The following is a 22,394-nucleotide window of genomic DNA, read 5'->3' as shown; positions in this document are numbered from 1 at the left end:
AGTGACTGATCGATCGGTAGCCGTCCTGTCCGGCGGGTTGTCGCATGAGCGTGATGTCTCTCTGCGGTCGGGCAGGCGGCTGTCGGCCGCCCTGCGCTCGGTCGGCCTGTCCGTCGACGAGTGGGACACCGACTCGTCGCTGTTGACCCACCTCACCGAGCAGCGACCGGACGCCGTGGTCGTGGCCCTGCACGGGGGAGAGGGCGAGAACGGCTCGATTCAAACGGTGCTGGAGATGCTGGAGCTGCCCTACGTCGGTGCGGACTCCCACGCCTGCCGCCGAGCCTGGGACAAGCCGACGGCCAAGGCCGAACTGGCCCGTTCCGGCCTGCTCACCCCTGACTGGGTGGTCCTGCCGCATACGACGTTCCGCGAGCTGGGCGCCCAGGCGGTGCTCGACGCGATGGTGCGGCGGCTGGGGATGCCGCTGATGTTGAAGCCGGACCAGGGCGGGTCGGCCCTCGGCGCCCAGGTGGTCCGCGAGCCCTCGGAACTCCCCGCGGCCATGGTCGGCTCCCTGGCATATGGCGACACTGTGCTGGCGGAGGAACTGATCGAGGGTATCGAGGTGGCCGTGACGGTGATCGACACCGCCGACGGCCCCCAGGCCCTGCCCGCGGTGGAGATCGTCCCGGAAGCCGGCGTCTACGACTACACCTCCCGCTACACAGCCGGATTGACGAACTTCCACACCCCTGCCCGCCTCGACGCGAAAACAGCGGAAGCCGTGGCCGACGTGGCAATCTCGGCCCACAAACTGCTGGGCCTCCGAGACGTGTCAAGGACGGACGCGATCATCGCCGAGGACGGCTTGGTGTACTTCCTGGAAGTGAACGTCTCCCCGGGCCTCACCGAGACCTCATTGCTCCCGATGGCCATCGAAGCCGCGGGCCAGTCCCTCGGCCAGATCTACGCGAACCTCATCGACCGCGCCATAACCCGCACACCCTCCCATTGACATCCAGCCGCCTCGCTCGGGTGCCTCGTGGGGCGGTCGACTCGATCTTCGCCGCTCGCCGCCGCGTCGAGAGGGTGCTCGGTTCACCGTGACCGCAGTGCGCCCCGCCCTACCCACCTCAACCACCGCCACCCGCCTCGCCGTACAGGTCGACCTCGGTGACCGGCGCCGCGCTGTAGGGCGCTCCCTACAGCCCACATCGCCGCGAGTGGTGCCTGCTTCGCCTCGGCCATCCACCCACCCTCTCGCGCTATTCGGCTCGCCCACTCACTTCGAGTTGAGAGCTCCCGCCCCGTCCGGCTCGCTGCCCCGGCTGCTCGCCTGGTTCTCGGGGCTCGATCAGTTAACTCGCCTTGCGGACTGGCCCATCGACTCGGCCACTCATTCCGACTCGCCCCGCTCGACTCGCCCCGCTCGACTCGCCCCGCTCGACTCGCCCCGCTCGACTCGCCCCGCTCGACTCGCCCCGCTCGACTCGCCCCATTCGACTCGCCCCATTCGACTCGCCCCATTCGACTCGCCCCGCTCGACTCGGCGCCTATCGGGCCCGACTACTCGTGCCGTAGCCCTGGCTCGGTCGCTCAACTCGGTCGGTCGCTCAACTCGCCTCGAGTGCTCTGCCTTTGTCCGCTCCGGCCTCTCGACTCGCGTTCCGCCTCGGCTGGCTGGCTCGGCTCGCCTTCGCTCGGCTGGTTAGCTCGGCTCGGCTTGCTCGGCGCTTCGCACGGGCCGCTCGGCTCGAGTTGTTCGGCTTGGCCGCTCAACTGCCGTCCACCCCGGCTCGCCTCGGCGCGCTCGCCGGTTCGACGTGACTCGCCTCGTTCAGCTCGGTCGCTCGACTCAGTCGCTGCCTCGACGCTCAGGACGGCCCGCTCGGTTCGGTGCTCCCGCCCCGACTCAGCTATTCGACTCAGTCACTTGCCCGGTGTTCGGCTCGATGATCCGGTCCAGTCCGGCTCGGTCCGGCTCGATGCTCGCGTCAGACTCCGCTACTGGACTCAGCCACTCGCCCAATGCTCTCGCTGTCCGGCTGGTCGTCTTGGACCGCCACCCTCACCAAGGCGCGAGGTCTGAGTTGGAGGCGGTCGAGTCGGGCGAGTCCGAGTCGAGTCGGACGCGGTGGGGTCAGCGTCAGGAGGGTGGGTTGGGCGCCGCCGAGGGGAGTGGCGGCGCTCCTCAACTTCGGGTGGCGAGGTGATTTGCCGAGGGGCGCCGGGAGGGCAGCGAATCGGGCAAATCGGTATCGTCACCGTGACTTAACGGGGTGGGGTGGTTATACATCCCCCTGCAACGCCTGTTTTGTCCCATTTTGGTTCATCAGCGCGACGATGCGTTCAAGATCGTCCACAGAGCCGAACTCGACCACGATCCGGCCCTTGCGTTGGCCGAGTTCGACCTTCACGCGGGTGTCGAACCGGTCGGAGAGGCTCTCGGCCAGATCCTGGAGGCCGGGGGCGTGCATCGGCTTGCGCTGCGGTGCCGCCTTCGGCTTGGCCTCGGGGGCGCTCTTGGCGAGAGTGACCGCTTCCTCCGTCGCGCGCACGGACATGCCCTCAGCGACGATCTTGGTGGCCAGCTCCTCCTGCGCCTCCGAGCGCTCCAGCCCGAGCAGGGCGCGGGCGTGCCCGGCGGACAGCACCCCGGCGGCGACCCGGCGCTGCACGGGGAGCGGCAGCTTCAGCAGCCGGATGGTGTTGGTGATGACCGGGCGGCTCCGCCCGATCCGGCTCGCCAGTTCCTCGTGGGTGACCTCGAACTCGTCGAGCAGCTGCTGATACGCCGCCGCCTCTTCGAGCGGGTTGAGCTGCACCCGGTGGATGTTCTCCAGCAGGGCGTCGCGCAGCATCGCGTCGTCGGCGGTCTGCCGGACGATGGCCGGGATCTTCTCCAGCCCCGCCTGCTGCGACGCACGCAGCCGGCGCTCGCCCATCACGAGCTCGTACGAGTCGCCGCCGAGGTCGCGCACCACGATCGGCTGCATCAGGCCGAACTCGCGGATCGAGTGTTCCAGCTCGGCCAGCGCGTCCTCGTCGAACACCTGGCGCGGCTGCTTGGGGTTCGGCTTGATCGACGACGTGACGATCTCGCGGTAGACCGCCCCGGCGACCTCGCCGACCGGCTCCGGCGCTCCCCGTGGCGGCAACGGCCGCTTGGCGGCGGGCGCCGAGTCGGCGTCCGGGCCGCTGGGGATCAGGGCGGCCAGACCACGACCGAGACCACCCTTGCGCACCGGTGGGGACTCCGGCTTGCTCATTCCGCCGCACCCCGCTCAGCGATCTCGCGGGCCGCGTCGAGGTAGCTCATCGCCCCGCGCGAACCGGGGTCGTAGGCCAGCACGGTCTGCCCGAAGCTCGGCGCCTCGGAGACCTTCACGTTGCGGGGGATGACCGTCTGCAGCACGACGTCACCGAAGTGTGTGCGCACCTCCGCGCTCACCTGGTCGGCGAGCTTGGTCCGGCCGTCGTACATCGTCAGCAGGATGGTCGACAGGTCGAGATCCGGGTTGAGGTGCTTCTGCACGAGGTCGATGTTCTTCAGCAGCTGGCTCAGACCTTCGAGCGCGTAGTACTCACACTGGATCGGGATGAGCACCTCGTGCCCGGCCACCATCGCGTTCACCGTGAGCAGGCCGAGCGACGGCGGGCAGTCGATGAACACGTAGTCCGGACCGACCTCGTCGAACGCCTCGTCGGTCAGCGCCTGCTTCAACCGGGACTCGCGACCGGCCAGCTCGACCAGTTCGATCTCGGCACCGGCGAGGTCGATCGTCGCGGGCACGCACAGCAGGTTCGGCGACTGGTCGCTGACCTGAGCGGCGTCCTTCAGCGACACCTCACCGAGCAGTACCTCATAGATGGACGGCGTGCCGGACCGGTGGTCGACGCCCAGCGCGGTGCTGGCGTTGCCCTGCGGGTCGAGGTCGATCACGAGCACCTTGAGCCCGTGCATGGCGAGCCCGGCGGCGAGGTTCACCGCACTGGTGGTCTTGCCGACGCCACCCTTCTGGTTGGCCACGGTGAAGACCCGGCGGTGGGCCGGCTTCGGGAACTTGCGGTCCGGGTGGAGGAGCTTCGCGGCACGCTCGGCCTCCTCGGCGATCGGCGTCCAGTTCACCTCGCCGGTCGGGATGGGGTGACTCACGGGTGGCTGCACCTCCTCTGTTTCACGTGGAACATCCGTCGTTCGATCCTTCCTCATCGCCGCTTGCGCGGGCGCCCGGCGGGTTCGGCGCGCCGCACCACCACGACGGTCACGGGCTCGTCGAGGAGCCCGGAAGTCTTCACCACCGGCTCGACGCCGCCCGCGCGAGCAATCTCGGCCCGGTCCCGGTCGATCTCCTCGGCGGCGCTCGATCCCTTCAACGCGACGAGCGAGCCGCCGACGCGCACCAGGGGGAGACACCAGCCGGCCAGCTTGCCGAGCGGTGCGACCGCGCGGGCGGTGGCCACATCGCGGTCGCCGATCTGCTGACGGATCGCCTTCTCCTCGGCCCGGCCGCGGACCACCGTGACGTTGCTCAGGTCGAGCTTGGCCACGGCTTCCTCCAGCCACGCCACCCGCCGCGCCATCGGCTCCAGCAACACGACGTCCAGATCCGGGCGGGCGATCGCCAGCGGGATGCCTGGTAGTCCAGCGCCGGAGCCGACGTCTACAACGGACGCGCCCTCCGGGAGGAACTCCGAGACCGCCACCGAGTTCAGCAGGTGCCGATCCCACAGCCGGTCGACCTCACGTGGACCGATCAGACCGCGCTCGACGCCGTGCACCGCGAGCAACTCGGCGAAGCGGTTCGCCCGATCCACGCCAGCCCCGAACGCCGCCGATACCAACTCGGTCATGCACCCGTCCCAGTCATGTTCCACGTGAAACCACGCCGTACTCGATTGTCGCCGATCGGCCACTGTCGTCCCGCAGACTCACCGAAATCGGGGATGCGTTTCACGTGAAACACGCGCTGTGGGAGATGGCGTCTAGCCTCTCACACTCACGGCACAAAAAAAGAACGCGGTCCGTCGATTTTGACGGACCGCGTTCAAAGTCACTCAGACGTGTCAGTCCTTGGGGAAAATCACCACTCGTCGGCGGGGATCCTCGCCCTCACTCTCACTGTGCACACCCTCGATCTCGGCGACCGCGTCGTGCACGACCTTGCGCTCGAACGGAGTCATCGGCTGCAGCCGGACCTTCTCGCCGGTCTTCAGAACCTTCTCCGCGCTCGCCTTGCCGAGGTCGCGAAGCTCCTCGCGGCGCTCCGCCCGCCAACCCGCGATGTCCAGCATGAGCCGGCTGCGCACGCCGGTCTCCTGCTGCACGGCCAGCCGGGTCAGCTCCTGCAGCGCTTCGAGTGCGTTGCCGCGGGGGCCGACCAGCTTCTCCAGATCGTCACCGCCGTCGATGCTGACGATCGCGCGGCCGGCCTCGACGTCGAGGTCGATGTCGCCGTCGAAGTCCAGCAGGTCGAGCAGGCGCTCCAGGTAGTCGCCGGCAATGTCGCCTTCCCGGACGAGCAACTCCTCGCCACTCAGGCCCGACCGGGCGGGCTTGCCTTCGGCATCTTCGGTCGCCGCTTGCGCGCCGTCCGCCCCGAGCTCGGTGTCGGCTGCCGTCACGGTCTCTCCTCTCCAGGCCTCGGTCCGCGTCACGGACGCTTCCGGCCTGACTTCTTGCTACGGGATCGGTCTGAGACCAGACCGGAAATCTCGGTGCTGGCACCGTTGGTGGTGGCCGGCTTCTCCTCCGGCACCGGGTCCTGCTTGCGGCCGGGCTGGTTGTTCGCGCCCGGCTTCTTCGCGGCGGGCTTGGCTCCCGGCGCGGGCTTGTTGTTCATCTGGAGCTTGGCGCCACGCTTCGGCTTGGTGGGGTCGGACACCTCACCGGCCGGCTTCTCCTCGGGCGTCGGCGGCTTGGGCGGCGTCGGGCGCTTCTTCGGCTGGGTCGGCTTCTGGCCGACCTTCGGGCCCAGTGCGGTGCGCTTCTCGATCGCCTCGGTCTTCTTCTCCTCTTCCTCGCGGTCGATCTTCTTGTAGATCAACCGCTGCTGGCCGAGGGTCCAGCCGTTGTTGCTCAGCCAGTAGACGAGCAGACCGATCGGGAAGAAGGCACCGAACACGAGCACACCGAGCGGGAAGACGTACAGCGTGATCTTGTTCATGATGCCGGTCTGCGCCGTGGCGGTCGCCGGGTTCTGCCGCTCCACGTTGTGCCGGGCGGTCAGGTGGGTGGCGAAGCTCGCGATGATCATCAACGGGATCGAGACGATGATGACCGCGGTGTGGTTGGCGCCCAGCTTCTCGATGTCGGCCGTGGACTGCGCGATGAAGTTCGACAGCCGGGCACCGAACAGGTCGGCGTTGAGGTACGAGTGCACCTCGTCCGCGCCGAAGAAGTAGTTCTTGGTCGCGCCCTGGGTGAACCCGCGCAGCACGTTGTTCAGACCGAAGAACACCGGGATCTGCAGGATCATCGGCAGGCAGCCGCCGAGCGGGTTGACCCCGTGCTGCGACTGCAGCTTCTGCATCTCCTGCGCGAGCTTCTGCCGGTCGTTCTTGTACTTCGCCTGGAGCTTCTTGATCTCCGGCGCGAACTCCTGCATCTTCCGCATGGAGCGGACCTGCTTGACGAACGGCTTGATCAGGATCGCGCGCACGGTGAACGTCAGGAAGATGATCCCGAGCACCCAGGCGATGCCGGTCGCCGGGCCGAAGACGAACCCGAAGACCTTGTGCCAACACCAGAGGATGAAGGACACCGGGTAGTTGATGAAATCGAGCACGGAGCTACTCCTCGGCGGGGCTGTGGTGAGCCGGGGTCAACGTCCCGTTCGGCTCGCGGCCACGGGTACGACGGGGTGGCACGGGGTCCAGGCCCCCGGGATGCCATGGGCCGCAGCGCAGTAACCGGCGCAACGCCAGCCACGACCCTTTCAGTGCGCCATGCACCTGCAACGCCTCGACGGCGTACGCGCTGCAACTGGGGTAGAAGCGGCAGCTGGGCGGCAGCGCGGGGGAGATCCACTTCTGGTACGCGCGGATCGGCTGGAGCAGAACCCACGCGACCGGACCCGGCCTGCGCGTGCCGCCCGTCACGTCGTCAGCCGGTTCGTCCGAGACCCTGTCGTCAGGGTCGAGCATTGGTTCAGTCACACCGCACCGCCGTCGGCCGGTACCAGCTTCAGTCGCCGGACCGCCGCGTCCAAGTCACTCCCGAGTTCGGCGCTCGACGCCGTGGCAGCCGCCGGCAGCGCTCGGACGACCAACGTGCTACCCGGGGCGAGAGTTCCGAGACGGTCGCGGACCAGGTGCCGCAGCTTGCGGGAGACCCGGTGGCGGACCACCGAGTTACCCACCGCCTTGCTCACAACGAAGCCAACCCGGACGGGATCACCCGTCCGGGTCTGGTCGATGTTCTGGTTGACGTGCCGATCGATCAGGGCGTGCACGACCAGCCGGGGCCGCCCGGCGCGTCGACCGTGCCGGGTCACATGGGCGAAGTCGCCGCTACGCGTGAGCCGGGCGGTTGCGGGCAGCACGGTGGTCGTGCCGCCGGTCAGGCCGACAGTTCGGCACGGCCCTTGCGGCGACGCGCGGACAGGATCGCCCGCCCCGCACGGGTGCGCATCCGCAGCCGGAACCCGTGGGTCCTGGCGCGACGGCGGTTGTTCGGCTGGAAGGTGCGCTTGCCCTTGCTCACGGCTGTGTTCTCCCGGTCTAGTTCAGCTCTCTGGTCTCCAGCCGGGGGTTGGCCCTCGATGGACCGGTGCGGCGGTGGATCCGCTTGGAGTACCTCAAGGGCACGCGGAACACACCCGGCGCTAGCGGGAGACCCTCCGAGGGTACGTCACCAGACCGGTCGGTGAATTATCGGGCCCTACTATTCGGTGGCGTCCACCCGACACGCCGGGTGCGGCAGTACTCAGCCAGTGGTACGTCTTGTGGGGCGGGGCGGCGCTTGTTAGCGTGCGGCTTCCGGTTTGTCACACGGGGAGTGGGAGCCCCGACGTGTCACGTCCCGCCACTCGGTACGTTGAACCGAGCGGGCCTTCGCTGCGGTTCGCCGTATCTTCGTGCACAGTTGTGGACAACCCTGTGGATGCCCTCGGGGCGTTACCCACAAGAAGTACGTGCCGACGAGGGGAGGGGAGCCCGCCAGGTGTCCGAGCACCAGATCAACCTTGGTCTCGTCTGGGAACAGGTCGTGCGGGAACTGTCCGCCGGGACCCTGTCGCCCCAGCAGCGAGCCTGGATGCGGGTGACCCGACCGATCGGACTGCTGGACGGCACCGCGTTGCTGGCCGCGCCGAGCGACTTCGCCAAGGAGGCGATCGAGCGCGCGCTGCGCGAGCCGATCACCAACGCGTTGTCCCGGCGGCTGGGCCGCACCGTGTCGCTGGCTGTGAAGGTGGACACGGTCGGGTCGCCGACGCCGCCGGTTCAGCCGATCGTGGACGTGCCGTCCGCCGAGCCCGCCGCCGTCACCGTCCCGATCGTGGTGACGCCGGCCGCCGACGAGACAGCGGTCGACGGCGCGGAGTCCGACGGTGAGGAAGTGGACGAGGAGGGCGAGGCGCTCGCCGCGGTCCACGAGATCTGGCCGACCTTCAACGGCAAGCAGCCGGCCTCACCCGGCCAGCCGTTCACCGCGCCCGCCCAGCCGCAGACCTCCAAGACCCGGCTGAACGAGAAGTACACGTTCGACACGTTCGTGATCGGCGCGTCCAACCGGTTCGCCCACGCCGCCGCGGTGGCCGTGGCCGAGGCACCGGCCCGCGCGTACAACCCGCTGTTCATCTGGGGCGAGTCCGGACTGGGCAAGACGCACCTGCTGCACGCGGTGGGTCACTACGCCCAAAGGCTCTTCCCCGGGATGCGCGTGCGGTACGTGTCGACCGAGGAGTTCACCAACGACTTCATCAACTCGCTGCGCGACGACCGGAAGGTGGCGTTCCAGCGCCGCTACCGGGACATCGACATCCTGCTGGTGGACGACATCCAGTTCCTGGAGGGCAAGGAAGGAACCCAGGAGGAGTTCTTCCACACCTTCAACACCCTGCACAACGCGAACAAGCAGATCGTGGTGTCCTCCGACCGGCCGCCGAAGCGGCTGGAGACGCTGGAGGACCGGCTGCGCACGCGGTTCGAGTGGGGTCTGATCACGGACATCCAGCCGCCCGAGCTGGAGACCCGGATCGCGATTCTGCGCAAGAAGGCGGCCCAGGACCGGCTGAACGCGCCGGCTGAGGTTCTGGAGTTCATCGCCGCCCGGATCGAGCACAACATCCGGGAGCTCGAGGGCGCCCTGATCCGGGTCACCGCGTTCGCCTCGCTCAACCGCCAGCCGGTGGACCTCGGCCTGGCCGAGATCGTGCTGCGGGACCTGATTCCGGACTCCCAGGTCCCGGAGATCAGTGCGTCCACCATCATGGCCGTCACCGCGGAGTTCTTCGGCGTCACCATCGAGGACCTGTGCGGCCCCGGCAAGACCAAGGCCCTGGCCCAGTCCCGGCAGATCTCCATGTACCTGTGCCGCGAACTCACCGACCTGTCCCTGCCCAAGATCGGCCAGACCTTCGGCGGCCGCGACCACACCACCGTGATGCACGCCGAGAAGAAGATCCGCAAGGAGATGGCCGAACGCCGCCGCACCTACGACCAGGTCCAAGAACTCACATCCCGGATAAAACAACGCGCCCGCGGCTGACCTCACACCCCCGGCCCCGCCCACCCAGGCGGGGCCGACCCATATCCACTCGGCACCAGACCCCAGCGCCGCACCCCTCAGAGAAAACTGCCGCACTGTCACTTTGTGGACCGGCGACGCGAGTGGGGTGAGTGGAGCGGATCGCACGGCGGCCCGCTCTCATCCCTACCTACGCCAGTCCCGAACTCACGGCCCACGCCGATCCGCGCTCACGGCCTCCGTGCGCTCTTGCGACCGGACGGCGACCACTCCCCGAGAGCGCTCACCGTCAGCTGGTCGAACTGCACCTGGCCGACGGCAACCAAGGAGCTGTCCGCCAGCCCCACAGCTACTTACACATGACCCACAACCGGCTCGCCCTCTGACCTCGCGGTCCACCAACTCGCTCCCGCACACACTTCGCACGCCGCAATCACCAGCACCCCACCTCACGCCCAGGTCCACTTCACCCACACTGCATCTCGGCCCCGTGCCCCACGTGGCCCACCGCACCCCTGCGCCCACTTCATCTCCACCACACCCGGGCCCACATCCACATCGCCCACACCACATCCCGGGCTCGCGCCCTGCTCGCCAGCGCCGCGCTCATGTCCGCAGCCGCTTCACTCCCACCCAGGTGCTGCGGCTCCTGCCCACATCCAACCCACCGTTTCCATCCTGATCACCCCGCCGCCCTCCGACTCCATCCGCCCCACCCCGGCCTATCGACACTGTCCAACTCCCGACCCGCGCCCGACTCGCCTCCCCGCCCACTTCACTGCGCGGCCCCGGACTCCACAGATCTCCGCCCACCACCTCACCGAATGGCCCCGGTCCATTCCCTCTCGCCGCCTACCCATCGTCGGCCGACTGCGCTTGCCCACATCTCCAAAGTTCGGTTGGCAGCGCACGCCACCCACCGCCAACTTCACCTCGCCCCAGCCTCACCGGGCCGGCCTTCAACCCCACTCGCCGAACGCCCTCCACCCCTCCACCGCCGACTCACACCCACAAACCTACCCACACCCTGTGGACACCCCATCCACACCGTTGACCACGCCAAACCCCAACCTGTCCACACCCCCATCCCCCGATCCCCACCCACCGTCCGCCCTCCCCAGTACTTTGGGCCATCGGGGGGTGCTCAGTGCGCTTTGATCTTGGAATGCTGCGGGTTTGTGCAGGTCAGGGCGCTGTCCACAGGTGTGTGGCCGTCGCTCAGGGGCTCGATGTGGGTGGTCGGCGGGAGACTTTTCTGGCGAGGTCGGTGGGCTCGACCTCGAGGGCTAAAGAGCTTCACATCGCCGCGTTCGGATGAGACGTCGGCCGGGCTCGGGTGGGTCAGGACATCCGGCGACTTCGGGCATCACTGGTCGATAACCACCCGTGGTCCAGCCGGACGCACTCCTAGAAAAGTTGCGCGATCCGGCGCACTGGGCCGAACAGCTGAACGTGTACCGCCGATCCGACGTTTGATCGTGGTCGCAGCGAGTGTCCCAGGGTGGGCCGCAGCTCGCGACATGAACAGTCACGACCTCCGGACCTCAGACTCCTGCGTGATTCTGCGGGTGTGGATAGCTCGCTTTCCGGCGTTCTGACCTGCGAACTTGGCGAGCGGCCGACGTGCCACGACCGCAGGCCGCCCGTCCGGTGCGGTGCGGTGCGGTGCGAACGAGCGCGAGGTGCAGAGAGGTGGCGCAACCGATGAGGGCGGCGCGCGGAGCCAGCCGACATTGGAGATGTGGGGCAAGCGCGTGGGTGGGCATGAAGTGCGGAGAGGTAGGTGTGATCTGCAGCGGCGGCGGTCGGACGCGAACCGCGGTGGAGAGAACAGCCGCCTGGTGTGAGGACGGTGTCGCAGAGGTGACGGCGGTAGGGGCGGAAAGTCCGAGTGAGGACCAGGACCGAAGGGAAGACGACAGCAGTTGGGTTGACCGGTGTCGCAGGTGATGGCGGTCGGGACATGAGGTGCGGCGAAGTGACGGGTAGCTGGGTTGGGGGATCCTCCGGATGGGGGCTGGCGCGGGCGGCGGAGGCGGTTTTCTGCCAGGGCGTGGGGGTTGAGCAGCGGGGGCTCCCTATAAAGACCCGATCGTGGCGGGGTGTCGGGGCACACCGGCCGGACGCGCGCTCGATCATGCCGATGGGCTGGTCGAGGCGGGTTGGTGTCCGGATTCTCGAACTTTTCTGGGGGTGTGGAGGGTTGTCCACAGGCCCAGAAAACCTGCCAGTCGGACCGGAATCGGCCGGAGGTGTCACCCAAGGGGGCGATTCGCGTCACTTCTCGCCGTCCACAGCGCCTGGGCATGGATCGACCCACATCTGGGGATGGGGCTGTGGACAACTCCCACATCATGTGGACGAATCTGGACCGCCCGGGAGTTGTACACCGCCGATCGGGTCTATCCACCGATCACGTCCCGTACTTGCCCACAGCCCGGCGCGGCGCTCGACCAGCGCGGACGCGCTCCATCCACACAACCCACAGCCCTTACTGCTGTTGCGGTTTTTCTCTCTGAAGAGATCTCCAAAGAAGAAACAGGGGCGGTGGATGACTGAGGACAACCCGCCTCCTCAGAAACCCGGCCCGGATGACGAACCCGGTCGGCACGCTCTACGGTTGAGCCTCTACAGCTTCGCCGCCCCATGTCCGGGGAGGGCGACAGCCGGGGGATCAACAGGCCGAGTCTGAAAGGACCTCCATGAAGATCCGCGTCGAGCGCGACGGTCTCGCCGACGCCGTCGCCTGGGTTGCGCGCAGCCTCCCGTCCAGGCCTCCCGTCCCAGTGCTGGGCGGGGTGCTGCTGGACGCCGGGTCCGGTGACCAGGGTGAGGCGCTGACCATCTCCGGCTTCGACTACGAGGTCTCAGCAACTGTCGGCGTGCCGGCGACGATCGCCGACGGCGGCCGCACCCTGGTGTCAGGCCGGTTGCTCGCCGACATCACCAAGGCGTTGCCGAACCAGCCCGTCGAGATCTCCGTCGACGGCGCCCGCGTCACGATCACTTGTGGCAGTGCGAGGTTCAGCCTGCCGACGATGCCGGTCGAGGACTATCCGCAGCTGCCCGCCATGCCTCAGCTCGCGGGTGAGCTCGCCGGTGAGGTGTTCGGCCAGGCGGTCGCTCAGGTCGCGATCGCGGCCGGCCGCGACGACACGCTGCCGATGCTGACGGGTGTGCGCGTCGAGATCGCCGGTGAGACCCTGACCCTCGTTGCCACCGACCGGTTCCGCCTCGCCATGCGCGAGTTCGCGTGGAAGCCGGCCGAGGGTGTCGAGGACGCGGCTGTGCTCGTGCCGGCGCGCACGCTCGCCGATGCCGCGAAGTCCCTTGGCACCGCTGGCAAAACGGTCGAGCTCGCGTTGTCGTCGAGTGACGGTCTGCTCGGCCTGGCCGGTACCGGCCGCCGCACGACCACCCGCCTGCTCGACGCGGAGTTCCCGCGCTACCGCCAGTTGCTGCCGACCGAGCAGACCTCCAACGCGATCATCGAGGTGGGCCCGCTCACCGAGGCGATCAAGCGCGTGTCGCTCGTCGCCGAGCGCGGAACCCAGGTGCGCCTTGAGTTCCACGAGGGCGGGCTGAAGCTGTCGGCCGGTGGCGACGATGAGGGCAGCGCCGAGGAAGAGCTGCCGGTGCAGTTCGACGGCGACCCGGTCACCATCGCGTTCAACCCCGGCTACCTGCAGGACGGCCTGGGTGCGTTGCACACCGATCGCGCGGAGTTGTCCTTCACCACACCGAACCGTCCGGCGCTCATCAAGCCGGTGGGTGAGGATGGCGAGGTCATGCCCGGTTACCTCTACCTGCTGATGCCGGTCCGGCTGCCGGGTTAGTTTCTCGTTCCAAGCAAAGGGGATCACCGTGCAGCTCGGGCTCGTCGGCCTCGGCCGGATGGGGTTCAACATGCGTGAGCGGTTGCGCAAGGCCGGTCACGACGTGGTCGGTTACGACCGCAACCCGGATGTCAGCGACTCCGAGTCGCTCGCCGACCTGGTGGGCAAACTCGAGGCGCCCCGGGCGGTCTGGGTGATGGTGCCGGCCGGCGACCCGACGCGGGACACCATCACCGAACTGAAATCCCTGTTGTCCGAAGGCGATCTGGTGATCGACGGCGGCAACTCGAAGTACACGGAGGACAAGGAGAACTCCGCATCCCTTGCCGAGAAAGGCATCCACTACCTGGATGTCGGTGTCTCCGGTGGGGTGTGGGGCCTCGAGGTCGGTTATGGGCTGATGGTCGGCGGCGAGCAGGCCGACGTCGAGCGGATGATGCCGGTCTTCGACGCGCTGCGCCCGGAAGGCCCGCGCGAGGAGAGCTTCGCGCACGCCGGCCCGATCGGTGCCGGGCACTATTCCAAGATGGTGCACAACGGGATCGAGTACGGGCTCATGCAGGCGTACGCCGAGGGCTTCGAACTCCTTGACACCGTTGACCTTGTGACCGACGTGCCGGCGGTGATCCGGGCGTGGCAGCGCGGAACGGTCGTGCGTTCGTGGCTGCTCGACCTTCTGGTGCGCGCCTTGGACTCCGACCCCGAGCTGGACGACCTTCGGGGATATGTCGAGGATTCCGGCGAGGGCCGGTGGACGGTCGCCGAGGCGATCAACCACGCGGTGCCGGCGCCGGTGATCTCGGCCGCGTTGTTCGCCAGGTTCCGTTCGCGGCAGGACGATTCGCCCGCGATGCGTGCGGTTGCCGCGCTGCGCAACCAGTTCGGCGGGCACGCGGTGCACAAGGCCGGGCCCACTTCCGGATCCGGCAGCACGCTGGCCTAGGTGTACGTACGTCAGTTACAGGTCGTCGACTTCCGGTCGTGGGAGCAGGCCGACCTGACTTTCGAACCTGGCCCGAGCGTCCTCATCGGGCAGAACGGCCAGGGCAAGACCAACCTGATCGAGGCGATCGGTTACACGGCCACGCTGGGCTCGCACCGCGTGGCCACCGACGCGCCGATGATCAGGCACGGTGCGGCGCGCGCTGTCGTGCGCACCGCCGTGGTCAACGAGGGGCGTGAGCTCACGATCGAGTTGGAGATCACCGCGGGCAAGGCGAACCGGGCGCGGCTCAACCGCGGCCCGGTGCCGCGGCCGCGGGATGTCCTGGGAATCCTGCGCACGGTCTTGTTCGCGCCGGAGGACCTTTCGCTCGTGCGCGGCGATCCCGGTGAGCGGCGGCGGTTCCTCGACGACCTGCTCGTGCTGCGCGCACCCCGGTACGCCGGTGTGCGCTCGGACTACGAGCGGGTGTTGAAGCAGCGCAACGCGTTGCTCAAGACCGCGGGTGCCGCGCGGCGCGCCGGGTCGAAGGGCGACATCTCGACTCTCGACGTCTGGGACGGCCACCTCGCGACGCACGGCGGGCAGCTTCTCGCCGCGCGCCTGGACCTCGTCGCGGATCTCACCCCTTATGTAGTGGAGGCGTACGCGGGGGTCGCCGGCTCGGACAAGACGCTCGCGGCCTCGATCGGGTACCGCTCGTCGATCGCGGCCGGCCTCGAACCCGGCTACGGAAAACCCGACGGCGAGCGCGCGGATCCCGAGGCGGTCAGCGACGCGTTGCTCGCCGCGCTGGCCGAGGGCCGGTCGGCGGACCTCGAGCGCGGGGTGAGCCTGATCGGCCCGCACCGCGACGAGCTGGAGCTCAACCTCGGTGACGCGCCCGCCAAGGGTTACGCGAGCCATGGCGAATCTTGGTCATTCGCGCTGGCACTGCGGCTGGGCGCGTACGAGCTGCTGCGGGCCGAGGGCTCGGAGCCGGTGCTCGTGCTCGACGACGTGTTCGCGGAGCTGGACCGCCGGCGGCGGGCGCGACTCGCCGAAGTGGCCGCGGCGGCCGAACAGGTCCTGATCACCGCCGCGGTGGAGGAGGATGTGCCGAGCGAACTGGCCGGTACGAGGTTCGTTGTCGCGGACGGGGAGGTCCAGCGTGTCTGATGACGATCAGCTACCGAAGATCACCCCTAGTGGTGTGACCCGTCCCACAACTGGGGACAACTCTGTGGATAGTGTGGATAACACGGTCACTCCGGCGGGTTCGAATGCCAGTAACTCGGACATTTCGCCCGGAAAGACCGCTCAACCGGGTGATGACACCGCCACTGAGGGTGTGCGCGAACTTCGGGGGTCGGACCTCGCCCGGGCCGCGCTGAAGGCCGCGCAGGCCGCCGCCGGGACCAAGAACAAGCGCAAGGGCGTCAAGGGCCAGGCCCCGCACACCGAGTCCCGCAAGCGCAGGCGCTGGTCCGGAGCCGGCGCCGACGCGCGCGACCCGCAGCGGTTCGGCTCGATCCTCGGCCGGCTCGCCAAAGACCGCGGCTGGAACGAGCAGCTGGCCAACGGTGAGGTGTTCGGCCGGTGGACCGCCCTGGTCGGGGCCGAGATCGCCGAGCACGCCAAGCCGCTGGCGCTGCGCGACGGCGAGCTCACCGTGCAGGCATCGTCAACCGCTTGGGCGACACAGCTGCGGTTGCTGCAACGCCAGTTGCTGGCCAAGATCGCCAAGGGTGTGGGTCCTGACGTGGTCAAACGGCTCAAGGTGCATGGTCCGGCGGCGCCCAGCTGGCGGTATGGCCCCAGGCACGTTCCCGGTCGCGGGCCGAGGGACACGTACGGCTAACCTGAGCGTCTGAGACCATGGCTCAGCCGGTCGCACCCGGCGAACTTCTCGCCGGAGCGTCTGTGAGCAATCTAGAGGTGTCCTATGGGCGGTTCTGGCGAGCTCTACCAGTAAGATATAGAGGGGATCAGCGACAGGCCCATCCAGGCCTCGGCGAGACGAGGAGAAACCACGCCCGTGGCAGCCAATGAGAACGGTAAGAGTTACGGCGCCGAGTCCATCTCCGTGCTCAAAGGGCTTGAGGCAGTGCGCCTGCGCCCAGGTATGTACATCGGCTCCACGGGTGAGCGGGGTCTGCATCATCTTATCTGGGAGGTCGTCGACAACTCGGTCGACGAGGCGATGGCCGGCTACGCCACCAAGGTCGAGGTGACGCTGCTGGCCGACGGTGGCGTGCGGGTCGTGGACGACGGCCGCGGCATCCCGGTGGCGATGAAGGCGGACGAGGGCAAGTCCGCGCTGGAGATCGTCATGACCGTGCTGCATGCCGGCGGCAAGTTCGACAGCGACAGCTATGCCGTGTCCGGCGGTCTGCACGGTGTGGGCATCTCGGTGGTGAACGCGCTGTCTTCGCGGCTCGAGGCGGTCGTCAAGCGCGACGGTCACGTGTGGACGCAGAGCTACCGCGACACCGAGCCGGTCACCCCGGTCATCGAGGGCGAGGCCACCGAGGAGACCGGCACCTCGATCACGTTCTGGGCCGACCCGACGATCTTCGAGACCACGACGTACAACGCCGAGACCGTGGCCCGCCGCCTGCAGGAGATGGCGTTCCTGAACAAGGGCCTCACGATCGTGCTGCGCGACGAGCGCGTCTCCGACGAGGAGACCCAGGAGGACACCGAGGGTCAGGCCGCCCGGATCAAGGAGCGGACCTACCACTACCCCGGCGGTCTCGAGGACTTCGTCAAGCACATCAACCACGCCCGCGAGTCGATCCACAACACGGTGATCGCGTTCGAGGCCAAGGGCACCGGCCTCGAGGTCGAGATCGCGATGCAGTGGAACACCGGCTACTCCGAGTCGGTCTACACCTTCGCCAACACGATCAACACCCCCGAGGGCGGCACCCACGAGGAGGGCTTCCGCGCCGCGCTGACCCGGGTGGTCAACGTGTACGCGCGCGACAAGAAGCTGCTCAAGGAGAAGGACACCAACCTCACCGGTGAGGACATCCGCGAGGGTCTCGCCGCGATCGTGTCGATCAAGCTGGCCGAGCCGCAGTTCGAGGGCCAGACCAAGCAGAAGCTGGGCAACACCGAGGCGAAGACCTTCGTGCAGCAGACCTGCAACGAGCAGCTCGCGCACTGGTTCGAGGCCAACCCGGCGGACGCCAGGACGATCGTGACCAAGGCGGTCTCCTCGGCGCAGGCCCGGATCGCCGCCCGCAAGGCCCGTGAACTGGTGCGCCGCAAGGGCGCGCTGGACATCGGCGGCCTGCCCGGCAAGCTCAAGGACTGCCGCTCCACCAACCCGGAGGAGTGCGAGCTCTACATCGTCGAGGGTGACTCGGCCGGTGGCTCGGCCAAGGAGGGCCGCGACTCGCGCTTCCAGGCGATCCTGCCGATCCGGGGCAAGATCATCAACGTGGAGAAGGCCCGGATCGACCGGGTGCTGAAGAACACCGAGGTCCAGTCGCTGATCACCGCGCTGGGCACCGGCATCCACGACGAGTTCGACCTCGCCAAGCTGCGGTACCACAAGATCGTGCTGATGGCCGACGCCGATGTGGACGGTCAGCACATCCGGACCTTGTTGCTCACCTTGCTGTTCCGGTTCATGCGCCCGCTCGTCGAGCACGGGCACGTGTACCTGGCGCAGCCGCCGCTCTACAAGATCAAGTGGCTGCGCGGGGTCGAGCCGGAGTTCGCCTACTCCGACCGCGAGCGCGACGGCCTGATCGAGCAGGGCCTGGCCGCGGGCAAGCGGCTGGGCAAGGACGACAGCATCCAGCGGTACAAGGGTCTCGGCGAGATGAACGCCGACGAGCTGTGGGAGACCACGATGGACCCGGCCAACCGCGTGCTCGGGCACGTCACCCTGGACGACGCGGCCACCGCCGACGAGCTGTTCAGCGTGCTGATGGGCGAGGACGTGGAGGCCCGCCGCTCGTTCATCACCCGCAACGCCAAGGACGTCCGCTTCCTCGACGTGTGACCCGTCCGTCCACAGTAGACTCTCAATGCCAGCCGGACCGAAAGAAGAACCGTGACCGAGACGACTCTGCCGCCGGAGGGCGACCGCACCGAGCCGGTCGACATCCAGCAGGAGATGCAGCGCTCCTACATCGACTACGCGATGAGCGTCATCGTCGGCCGGGCGCTGCCAGACGTGCGGGACGGCCTCAAGCCGGTGCACGTCCGCGTGCTGTACTCGATGTACGACTCGGGTTTCCGGCCGGACCGCGGGTACGTCAAGTGCTCGCGCGTGGTCGGCGACGTGATGGGCAACTACCACCCGCACGGTGACTCGGCCATCTACGACACCCTGGTCCGCCTCGCCCAGCCGTGGTCGATGCGCTACCCGCTCGTCGACGGCCAGGGCAACTTCGGTTCGCCGGGCAACGACCCCGCGGCCGCCATGCGGTACACCGAGGCGCGGCTCACCCCGTTGGCCATGCACATGCTGGCCGACATCGAGGAAGAGACCGTCGACTTCCGCGACAACTACGACGGCCGCACGCAGGAGCCGGTGGTCCTGCCCTCCCGGGTGCCGAACCTGCTGATCAACGGCAGCTCCGGCATCGCGGTCGGGATGGCCACCAACATCCCGCCGCACAACCTGCGCGAGGTCGCCGACGGCGTGGTGTGGGCGCTGGAGAACTGGGAGGCCTCGGAGGAGGAGACCCTGGCCGCGCTGATGACGCGGATCAAGGGCCCGGACTTCCCGACGCACGGTCTGATCCTGGGCACGGCCGGCATCGAGGACGCCTACCGGACCGGCCGCGGCTCGATCCGGATGCGCTCGGTGGTCGAGGTGGAGGAGGACGCCAAGGGGCGCACCATCCTCGTGGTCACCGAGCTGCCGTACCAGGTGAACCCGGACAACCTGATCGAGAACATGGCCGCGCTGGTGCGCGACGGCAAGATCGCCGGCATCTCGGAGATCGCCGACGAGTCCAACAAGCGCTCGGGCATGCGGATCGTGATCACGCTCCGGCGGGACGCGGTCGCCAAGGTCGTGCTGAACAACCTGTACAAGCACACCCAGCTGCAGCACAACTTCGGCGTGAACATGCTGGCCCTGGTCGACGGCGTGCCCCGCACGCTGCGGCTGGACCAGATCGTCCGCCACTACGTGAAGCACCAGGTCGAGGTCATCATCCGGCGGACCCGGTTCCGGCTGCGCAAGGCCGAGGAGCGGGCGCACATCCTGCGCGGTTACGTCAAGGCGCTGGACATGCTCGACGAGGTGATCGCCCTGATCCGGCGGTCGTCCTCGACCGAGGAGGCCCGCAACGGCCTGATCGAGCTGCTGGACGTCGACGAGATCCAGGCGACCGCCATCCTGGACCTGCAGCTGCGCCGGCTGTCCGCGATGGAACGCCAGAAGATCATCGACGAGCTGGCCGAGATCGAGCGCTACATCGCCGACCTGCAGGACATCCTGGAGAAGCCGGAGCGCCAGCGTGCGATCGTGCGCGACGAGCTGATGGAGATCGTCGAGAAGTACGGCGACGACCGGCGCACCAAGATCATCCCGTTCGACGGGGACGTCTCGGTCGAGGACCTGATCGCGGTCGAGGACGTGGTGGTCACGATCACCCGGACCGGCTACGCCAAGCGCACCAAGACCGACCTGTACCGGGCGCAGAAGCGCGGCGGCAAGGGCGTGCAGGGCGCGGGCCTCAAGCAGGACGACATCGTGGCGCACTTCTTCGTGTGCTCCACACACGACTGGATCCTGTTCTTCACCAACAAGGGCCGGGTCTACCGGGCCAAGGCGTACGAGCTGCCCGAGGCGAGCCGCAACGCCCGGGGCCAGCACGTGGCGAACCTGCTGGCGTTCCAGCCCGAGGAGACCATCGCCCAGGTCATCCAGATCAAGGACTACGAGGTCGCGCCCTACCTGGTGCTCGCCACCAAGGAAGGCCTGGTCAAGAAGAGCAAGCTGGCCGACTTCGACTCCAACCGGTCCGGCGGCCTGATCGGCATCAACCTGCGCGAAGGCGACGAGCTGGTCGGCGCGGTGCTCTGCTCGGCCGAGGACGACCTTCTGCTGGTGTCCGCGGGCGGCCAGTCCATCCGGTTCCACGCCTCCGACGAGGCGCTTCGGCCGATGGGCCGCGCCACCTCCGGTGTGCTGGGCATGCGGTTCAACAACGGTGACGAGCTGCTCACTCTTGGTGTTGTGAGGGAAGGCACATTCGTGCTGGTCGCGACCGACGGCGGGTACGGCAAGCGCACGCCGATCGAGGACTACTCGGTGCAGGGCCGCGGCGGCAAGGGTGTGCTGACGATCCAGCACGACAGCAAGCGTGGCAGGCTGGTGGGAGCACTCATCGTCGAAGAGGACGACGAGGTGTACGCCATCACCTCGGCCGGCGGTGTGATCAGGACGTCGGCGGGGCAGGTCCGCAAGACGGGACGGCAGACCAAGGGCGTCCGGCTGATGAACATCGGCGAGGACACCACCCTGGTCGCCATCGCCCGCAGCGCGGAGGAGACCTCGAACGGCGAGGACGTGGCCGTTGCCGAGGACGACACGGACACAACAGACACGGACACGTCGGTTGTCACCGAAGAAGAGCCGGAGTCGGGTGAGGAGACAACCCCGGGCCCATCCGGCGCGTCAACCGAGTAGCCCGCAGACTAAGTGTCGGGACCACACCGACGAGGAGACGAGGATCATCTCGTGACAGCCCCCGAGACCCCGGAAGGTCGGGGAACGGACCAGAAGACCCAGGAGGACGAGCAGGCCTCCACGGTCCAGACGGCGAACCGTTCGGAGCCAGCCGAGCAGCCGCAACCGCAGGCCAACGGCAACGGGCAGGGCGCGTCAGGCGAGAAGACGGTCAAGTTCATCGCCGGGACCGACGGCAACCCACCGGTGGTCGTGGACGAGCAGGACGGCGCCGGCGCGCCGCCGCCGTGGCAGCGCGTCACCAGCGACGCCCGGTTCGCCGAGGACAGCGCTTCGGGTTCCTCTGCTGCGGCCGAGGAACCGGAGATCGAGCCGGTCATCCCCGTCGCCGAGGACTCGACCCGGCCGAAGCTGGTCGACGAGGTGACCGTCGCCGTGCCACGCCCGGTCGTGACCGGCACCGCCGCACCTCGCGCCCTGGGCGAGTACCCGCCGGTCGGGCTGCACCAGACCGGCCCGCAGCCGGCCATCGGCGCACCCGCCCGCACCACCGTCAACCTGGGCGGACCGGCCTCGCCCATCCCCGGCGTCGGGGGCGCGCGGGCCGGACAGGCACCGCCGAGCGCGCTGCGCCGCCCCGGCCGTGGCCCGCGGCGGGCGAACCTGCAGATCAAGCGGTTCGACCCGTGGTCGGTGCTGAAGCTCTCCCTGGTGCTAGGGGTCGCGCTGTTCTTCGTCTGGCTGGTCGCCGTCGGTGTGCTGTACGCCGTGCTCGACGGCATGGGCGTGTGGGACAAGGTCAACGGCACCGCGAACGAGCTGTTCCAGTCCTCGTCCGGCGGCACCGGCGAACCCCTGATCAGCGCCGGCCGCGTGTTCGGCGTCGCGGCGATCATCGGCGCGGTCAACATCGTCCTGTTCAGCGCCCTGGCCACGGTCGGAGCGTTCGTCTACAACGTGTCCGCCGACCTCGCCGGCGGCCTCGAAGTGACGCTGGCAGAACGAGAGTAGGCGTTAGGGGATACCCGTTTTGGGGACGCGGAGACGGTGCGGTAATCTTCTCCTCGTTCCACCAAGGGCCCATAGCTCAGGCGGTTAGAGCGCTTCGCTGATAACGAAGAGGTCGGAGGTTCAAGTCCTCCTGGGCCCACGATCGATGTGGTGGACGTGTGTCTGCCGAAAGAGGCAGACCGTCCATCGATCGGAAATTTTGGGGGGCCCAGCCCCCCACACCCCCCAGGAAAAGACGGCGTTGGCCGCTTGGCGCCGTCACCACAAGTTCGCTCGGTGGATGCTCGGTCTCGAAGTCGGTAGGGTAGGGGCGACTGGGGACTTAGA

17 protein-coding genes and 1 tRNA gene are annotated in these 22,394 nt (G+C 68.2%); 10 read left to right on the top strand and 8 right to left on the bottom strand.

Going from position 1 to position 22,394, the window contains the following annotated elements:
* The first annotated feature begins 1 nt into the window (after position 1).
* Complete coding sequence (locus AB0J95_RS04620) at positions 2-958, top strand: D-alanine--D-alanine ligase (RefSeq protein WP_364752241.1); 957 nt, start codon at positions 2-4, stop codon at positions 956-958.
* Between the two features lie 1,273 nt (positions 959-2,231).
* Here the strand turns inward: AB0J95_RS04620 and AB0J95_RS04615 are convergent.
* From AB0J95_RS04615 to rpmH, 8 genes are all read right to left on the bottom strand, one after another.
* Positions 2,232-3,212: a ParB/RepB/Spo0J family partition protein gene (locus AB0J95_RS04615; RefSeq protein ID WP_364752239.1), complete on the bottom strand. Its 981-nt coding sequence runs from the start codon at positions 3,210-3,212 to the stop codon at positions 2,232-2,234.
* Positions 3,209-4,111: a ParA family protein gene (locus AB0J95_RS04610; protein ID WP_364752237.1), complete on the bottom strand. Its 903-nt coding sequence runs from the start codon at positions 4,109-4,111 to the stop codon at positions 3,209-3,211. The genes AB0J95_RS04615 and AB0J95_RS04610 overlap by 4 nt, the downstream gene beginning before the upstream one ends.
* Before the next feature lie 41 nt (positions 4,112-4,152).
* Positions 4,153-4,797, bottom strand: coding sequence for a 16S rRNA (guanine(527)-N(7))-methyltransferase RsmG (gene rsmG, locus AB0J95_RS04605; RefSeq protein ID WP_364752235.1), 645 nt, complete (start codon positions 4,795-4,797; stop codon positions 4,153-4,155).
* A gap of 213 nt (positions 4,798-5,010) precedes the next feature.
* Positions 5,011-5,568, bottom strand: a complete 558-nt coding sequence (locus tag AB0J95_RS04600; protein ID WP_364752232.1) for a R3H domain-containing nucleic acid-binding protein — start codon at positions 5,566-5,568, stop codon at positions 5,011-5,013.
* A gap of 29 nt (positions 5,569-5,597) precedes the next feature.
* On the bottom strand, positions 5,598-6,731 hold the full coding sequence (gene yidC / locus AB0J95_RS04595; protein ID WP_364752230.1) for a membrane protein insertase YidC: 1,134 nt from the start codon (positions 6,729-6,731) through the stop codon (positions 5,598-5,600).
* A 4-nt stretch (positions 6,732-6,735) separates the two neighbouring features.
* Positions 6,736-7,089: a membrane protein insertion efficiency factor YidD gene (yidD, locus tag AB0J95_RS04590; protein ID WP_364753476.1), complete on the bottom strand. Its 354-nt coding sequence runs from the start codon at positions 7,087-7,089 to the stop codon at positions 6,736-6,738.
* An 8-nt stretch (positions 7,090-7,097) separates the two neighbouring features.
* Positions 7,098-7,487 (bottom strand): ribonuclease P protein component, encoded by a 390-nt coding sequence (rnpA, locus tag AB0J95_RS04585; protein ID WP_364752228.1) that lies wholly within the window; start codon positions 7,485-7,487, stop codon positions 7,098-7,100.
* Positions 7,488-7,504: 17 nt separating this feature from the next.
* Positions 7,505-7,648 carry a 50S ribosomal protein L34 gene (gene rpmH / locus AB0J95_RS04580; RefSeq protein WP_042184002.1) on the bottom strand — a complete coding sequence of 48 codons (144 nt, stop codon included), beginning with the start codon at positions 7,646-7,648 and terminating at the stop codon, positions 7,505-7,507.
* A 459-nt stretch (positions 7,649-8,107) separates the two neighbouring features.
* Here rpmH and dnaA point away from each other — a divergent pair, with 459 nt between their 5' ends.
* The 9 genes from dnaA (at position 8,108) to AB0J95_RS04535 (ending at position 22,206) form a co-directional block, all read left to right on the top strand.
* The gene (dnaA, locus tag AB0J95_RS04575) at positions 8,108-9,655 is read left to right on the top strand and encodes a chromosomal replication initiator protein DnaA (RefSeq protein ID WP_364752226.1); all 1,548 of its coding nucleotides are present in this window, start codon (positions 8,108-8,110) and stop codon (positions 9,653-9,655) included.
* A 2,681-nt stretch (positions 9,656-12,336) separates the two neighbouring features.
* Positions 12,337-13,470: a DNA polymerase III subunit beta gene (dnaN, locus tag AB0J95_RS04570; protein ID WP_364752223.1), complete on the top strand. Its 1,134-nt coding sequence runs from the start codon at positions 12,337-12,339 to the stop codon at positions 13,468-13,470.
* A gap of 28 nt (positions 13,471-13,498) precedes the next feature.
* Complete coding sequence (gene gnd, locus AB0J95_RS04565) at positions 13,499-14,413, top strand: phosphogluconate dehydrogenase (NAD(+)-dependent, decarboxylating) (RefSeq protein WP_364752220.1); 915 nt, start codon at positions 13,499-13,501, stop codon at positions 14,411-14,413.
* On the top strand, positions 14,414-15,571 hold the full coding sequence (gene recF / locus AB0J95_RS04560; protein ID WP_364752217.1) for a DNA replication/repair protein RecF: 1,158 nt from the start codon (positions 14,414-14,416) through the stop codon (positions 15,569-15,571).
* A gap of 172 nt (positions 15,572-15,743) precedes the next feature.
* On the top strand, positions 15,744-16,253 hold the full coding sequence (locus tag AB0J95_RS04555; RefSeq protein WP_364752215.1) for a DciA family protein: 510 nt from the start codon (positions 15,744-15,746) through the stop codon (positions 16,251-16,253).
* 177 nt (positions 16,254-16,430) lie between these two features.
* A complete protein-coding gene (gene gyrB / locus AB0J95_RS04550) occupies positions 16,431-18,410 on the top strand; it encodes a DNA topoisomerase (ATP-hydrolyzing) subunit B (RefSeq protein WP_364752212.1) in 1,980 nt (659 codons plus the stop codon).
* Positions 18,411-18,461: 51 nt separating this feature from the next.
* Positions 18,462-21,056, top strand: coding sequence for a DNA gyrase subunit A (gene gyrA / locus AB0J95_RS04545; protein WP_364752210.1), 2,595 nt, complete (start codon positions 18,462-18,464; stop codon positions 21,054-21,056).
* A gap of 246 nt (positions 21,057-21,302) precedes the next feature.
* Positions 21,303-22,067, top strand: a complete 765-nt coding sequence (locus AB0J95_RS04540; RefSeq protein ID WP_364753474.1) for a DUF3566 domain-containing protein — start codon at positions 21,303-21,305, stop codon at positions 22,065-22,067.
* Positions 22,068-22,132: 65 nt separating this feature from the next.
* Positions 22,133-22,206: transfer RNA gene (locus AB0J95_RS04535), tRNA-Ile, on the top strand.
* Positions 22,207-22,394 lie beyond the last annotated feature (188 nt).

Source organism: Actinocrispum sp. NPDC049592 (assembly GCF_040675465.1).
In the GTDB taxonomy this organism is placed as follows: Bacteria; Actinomycetota; Actinomycetes; order Mycobacteriales; family Pseudonocardiaceae; genus Kibdelosporangium.
Note: the sequence above shows the minus strand (reverse complement) of the source record. Positions and strands in the feature narration are given on the sequence as shown.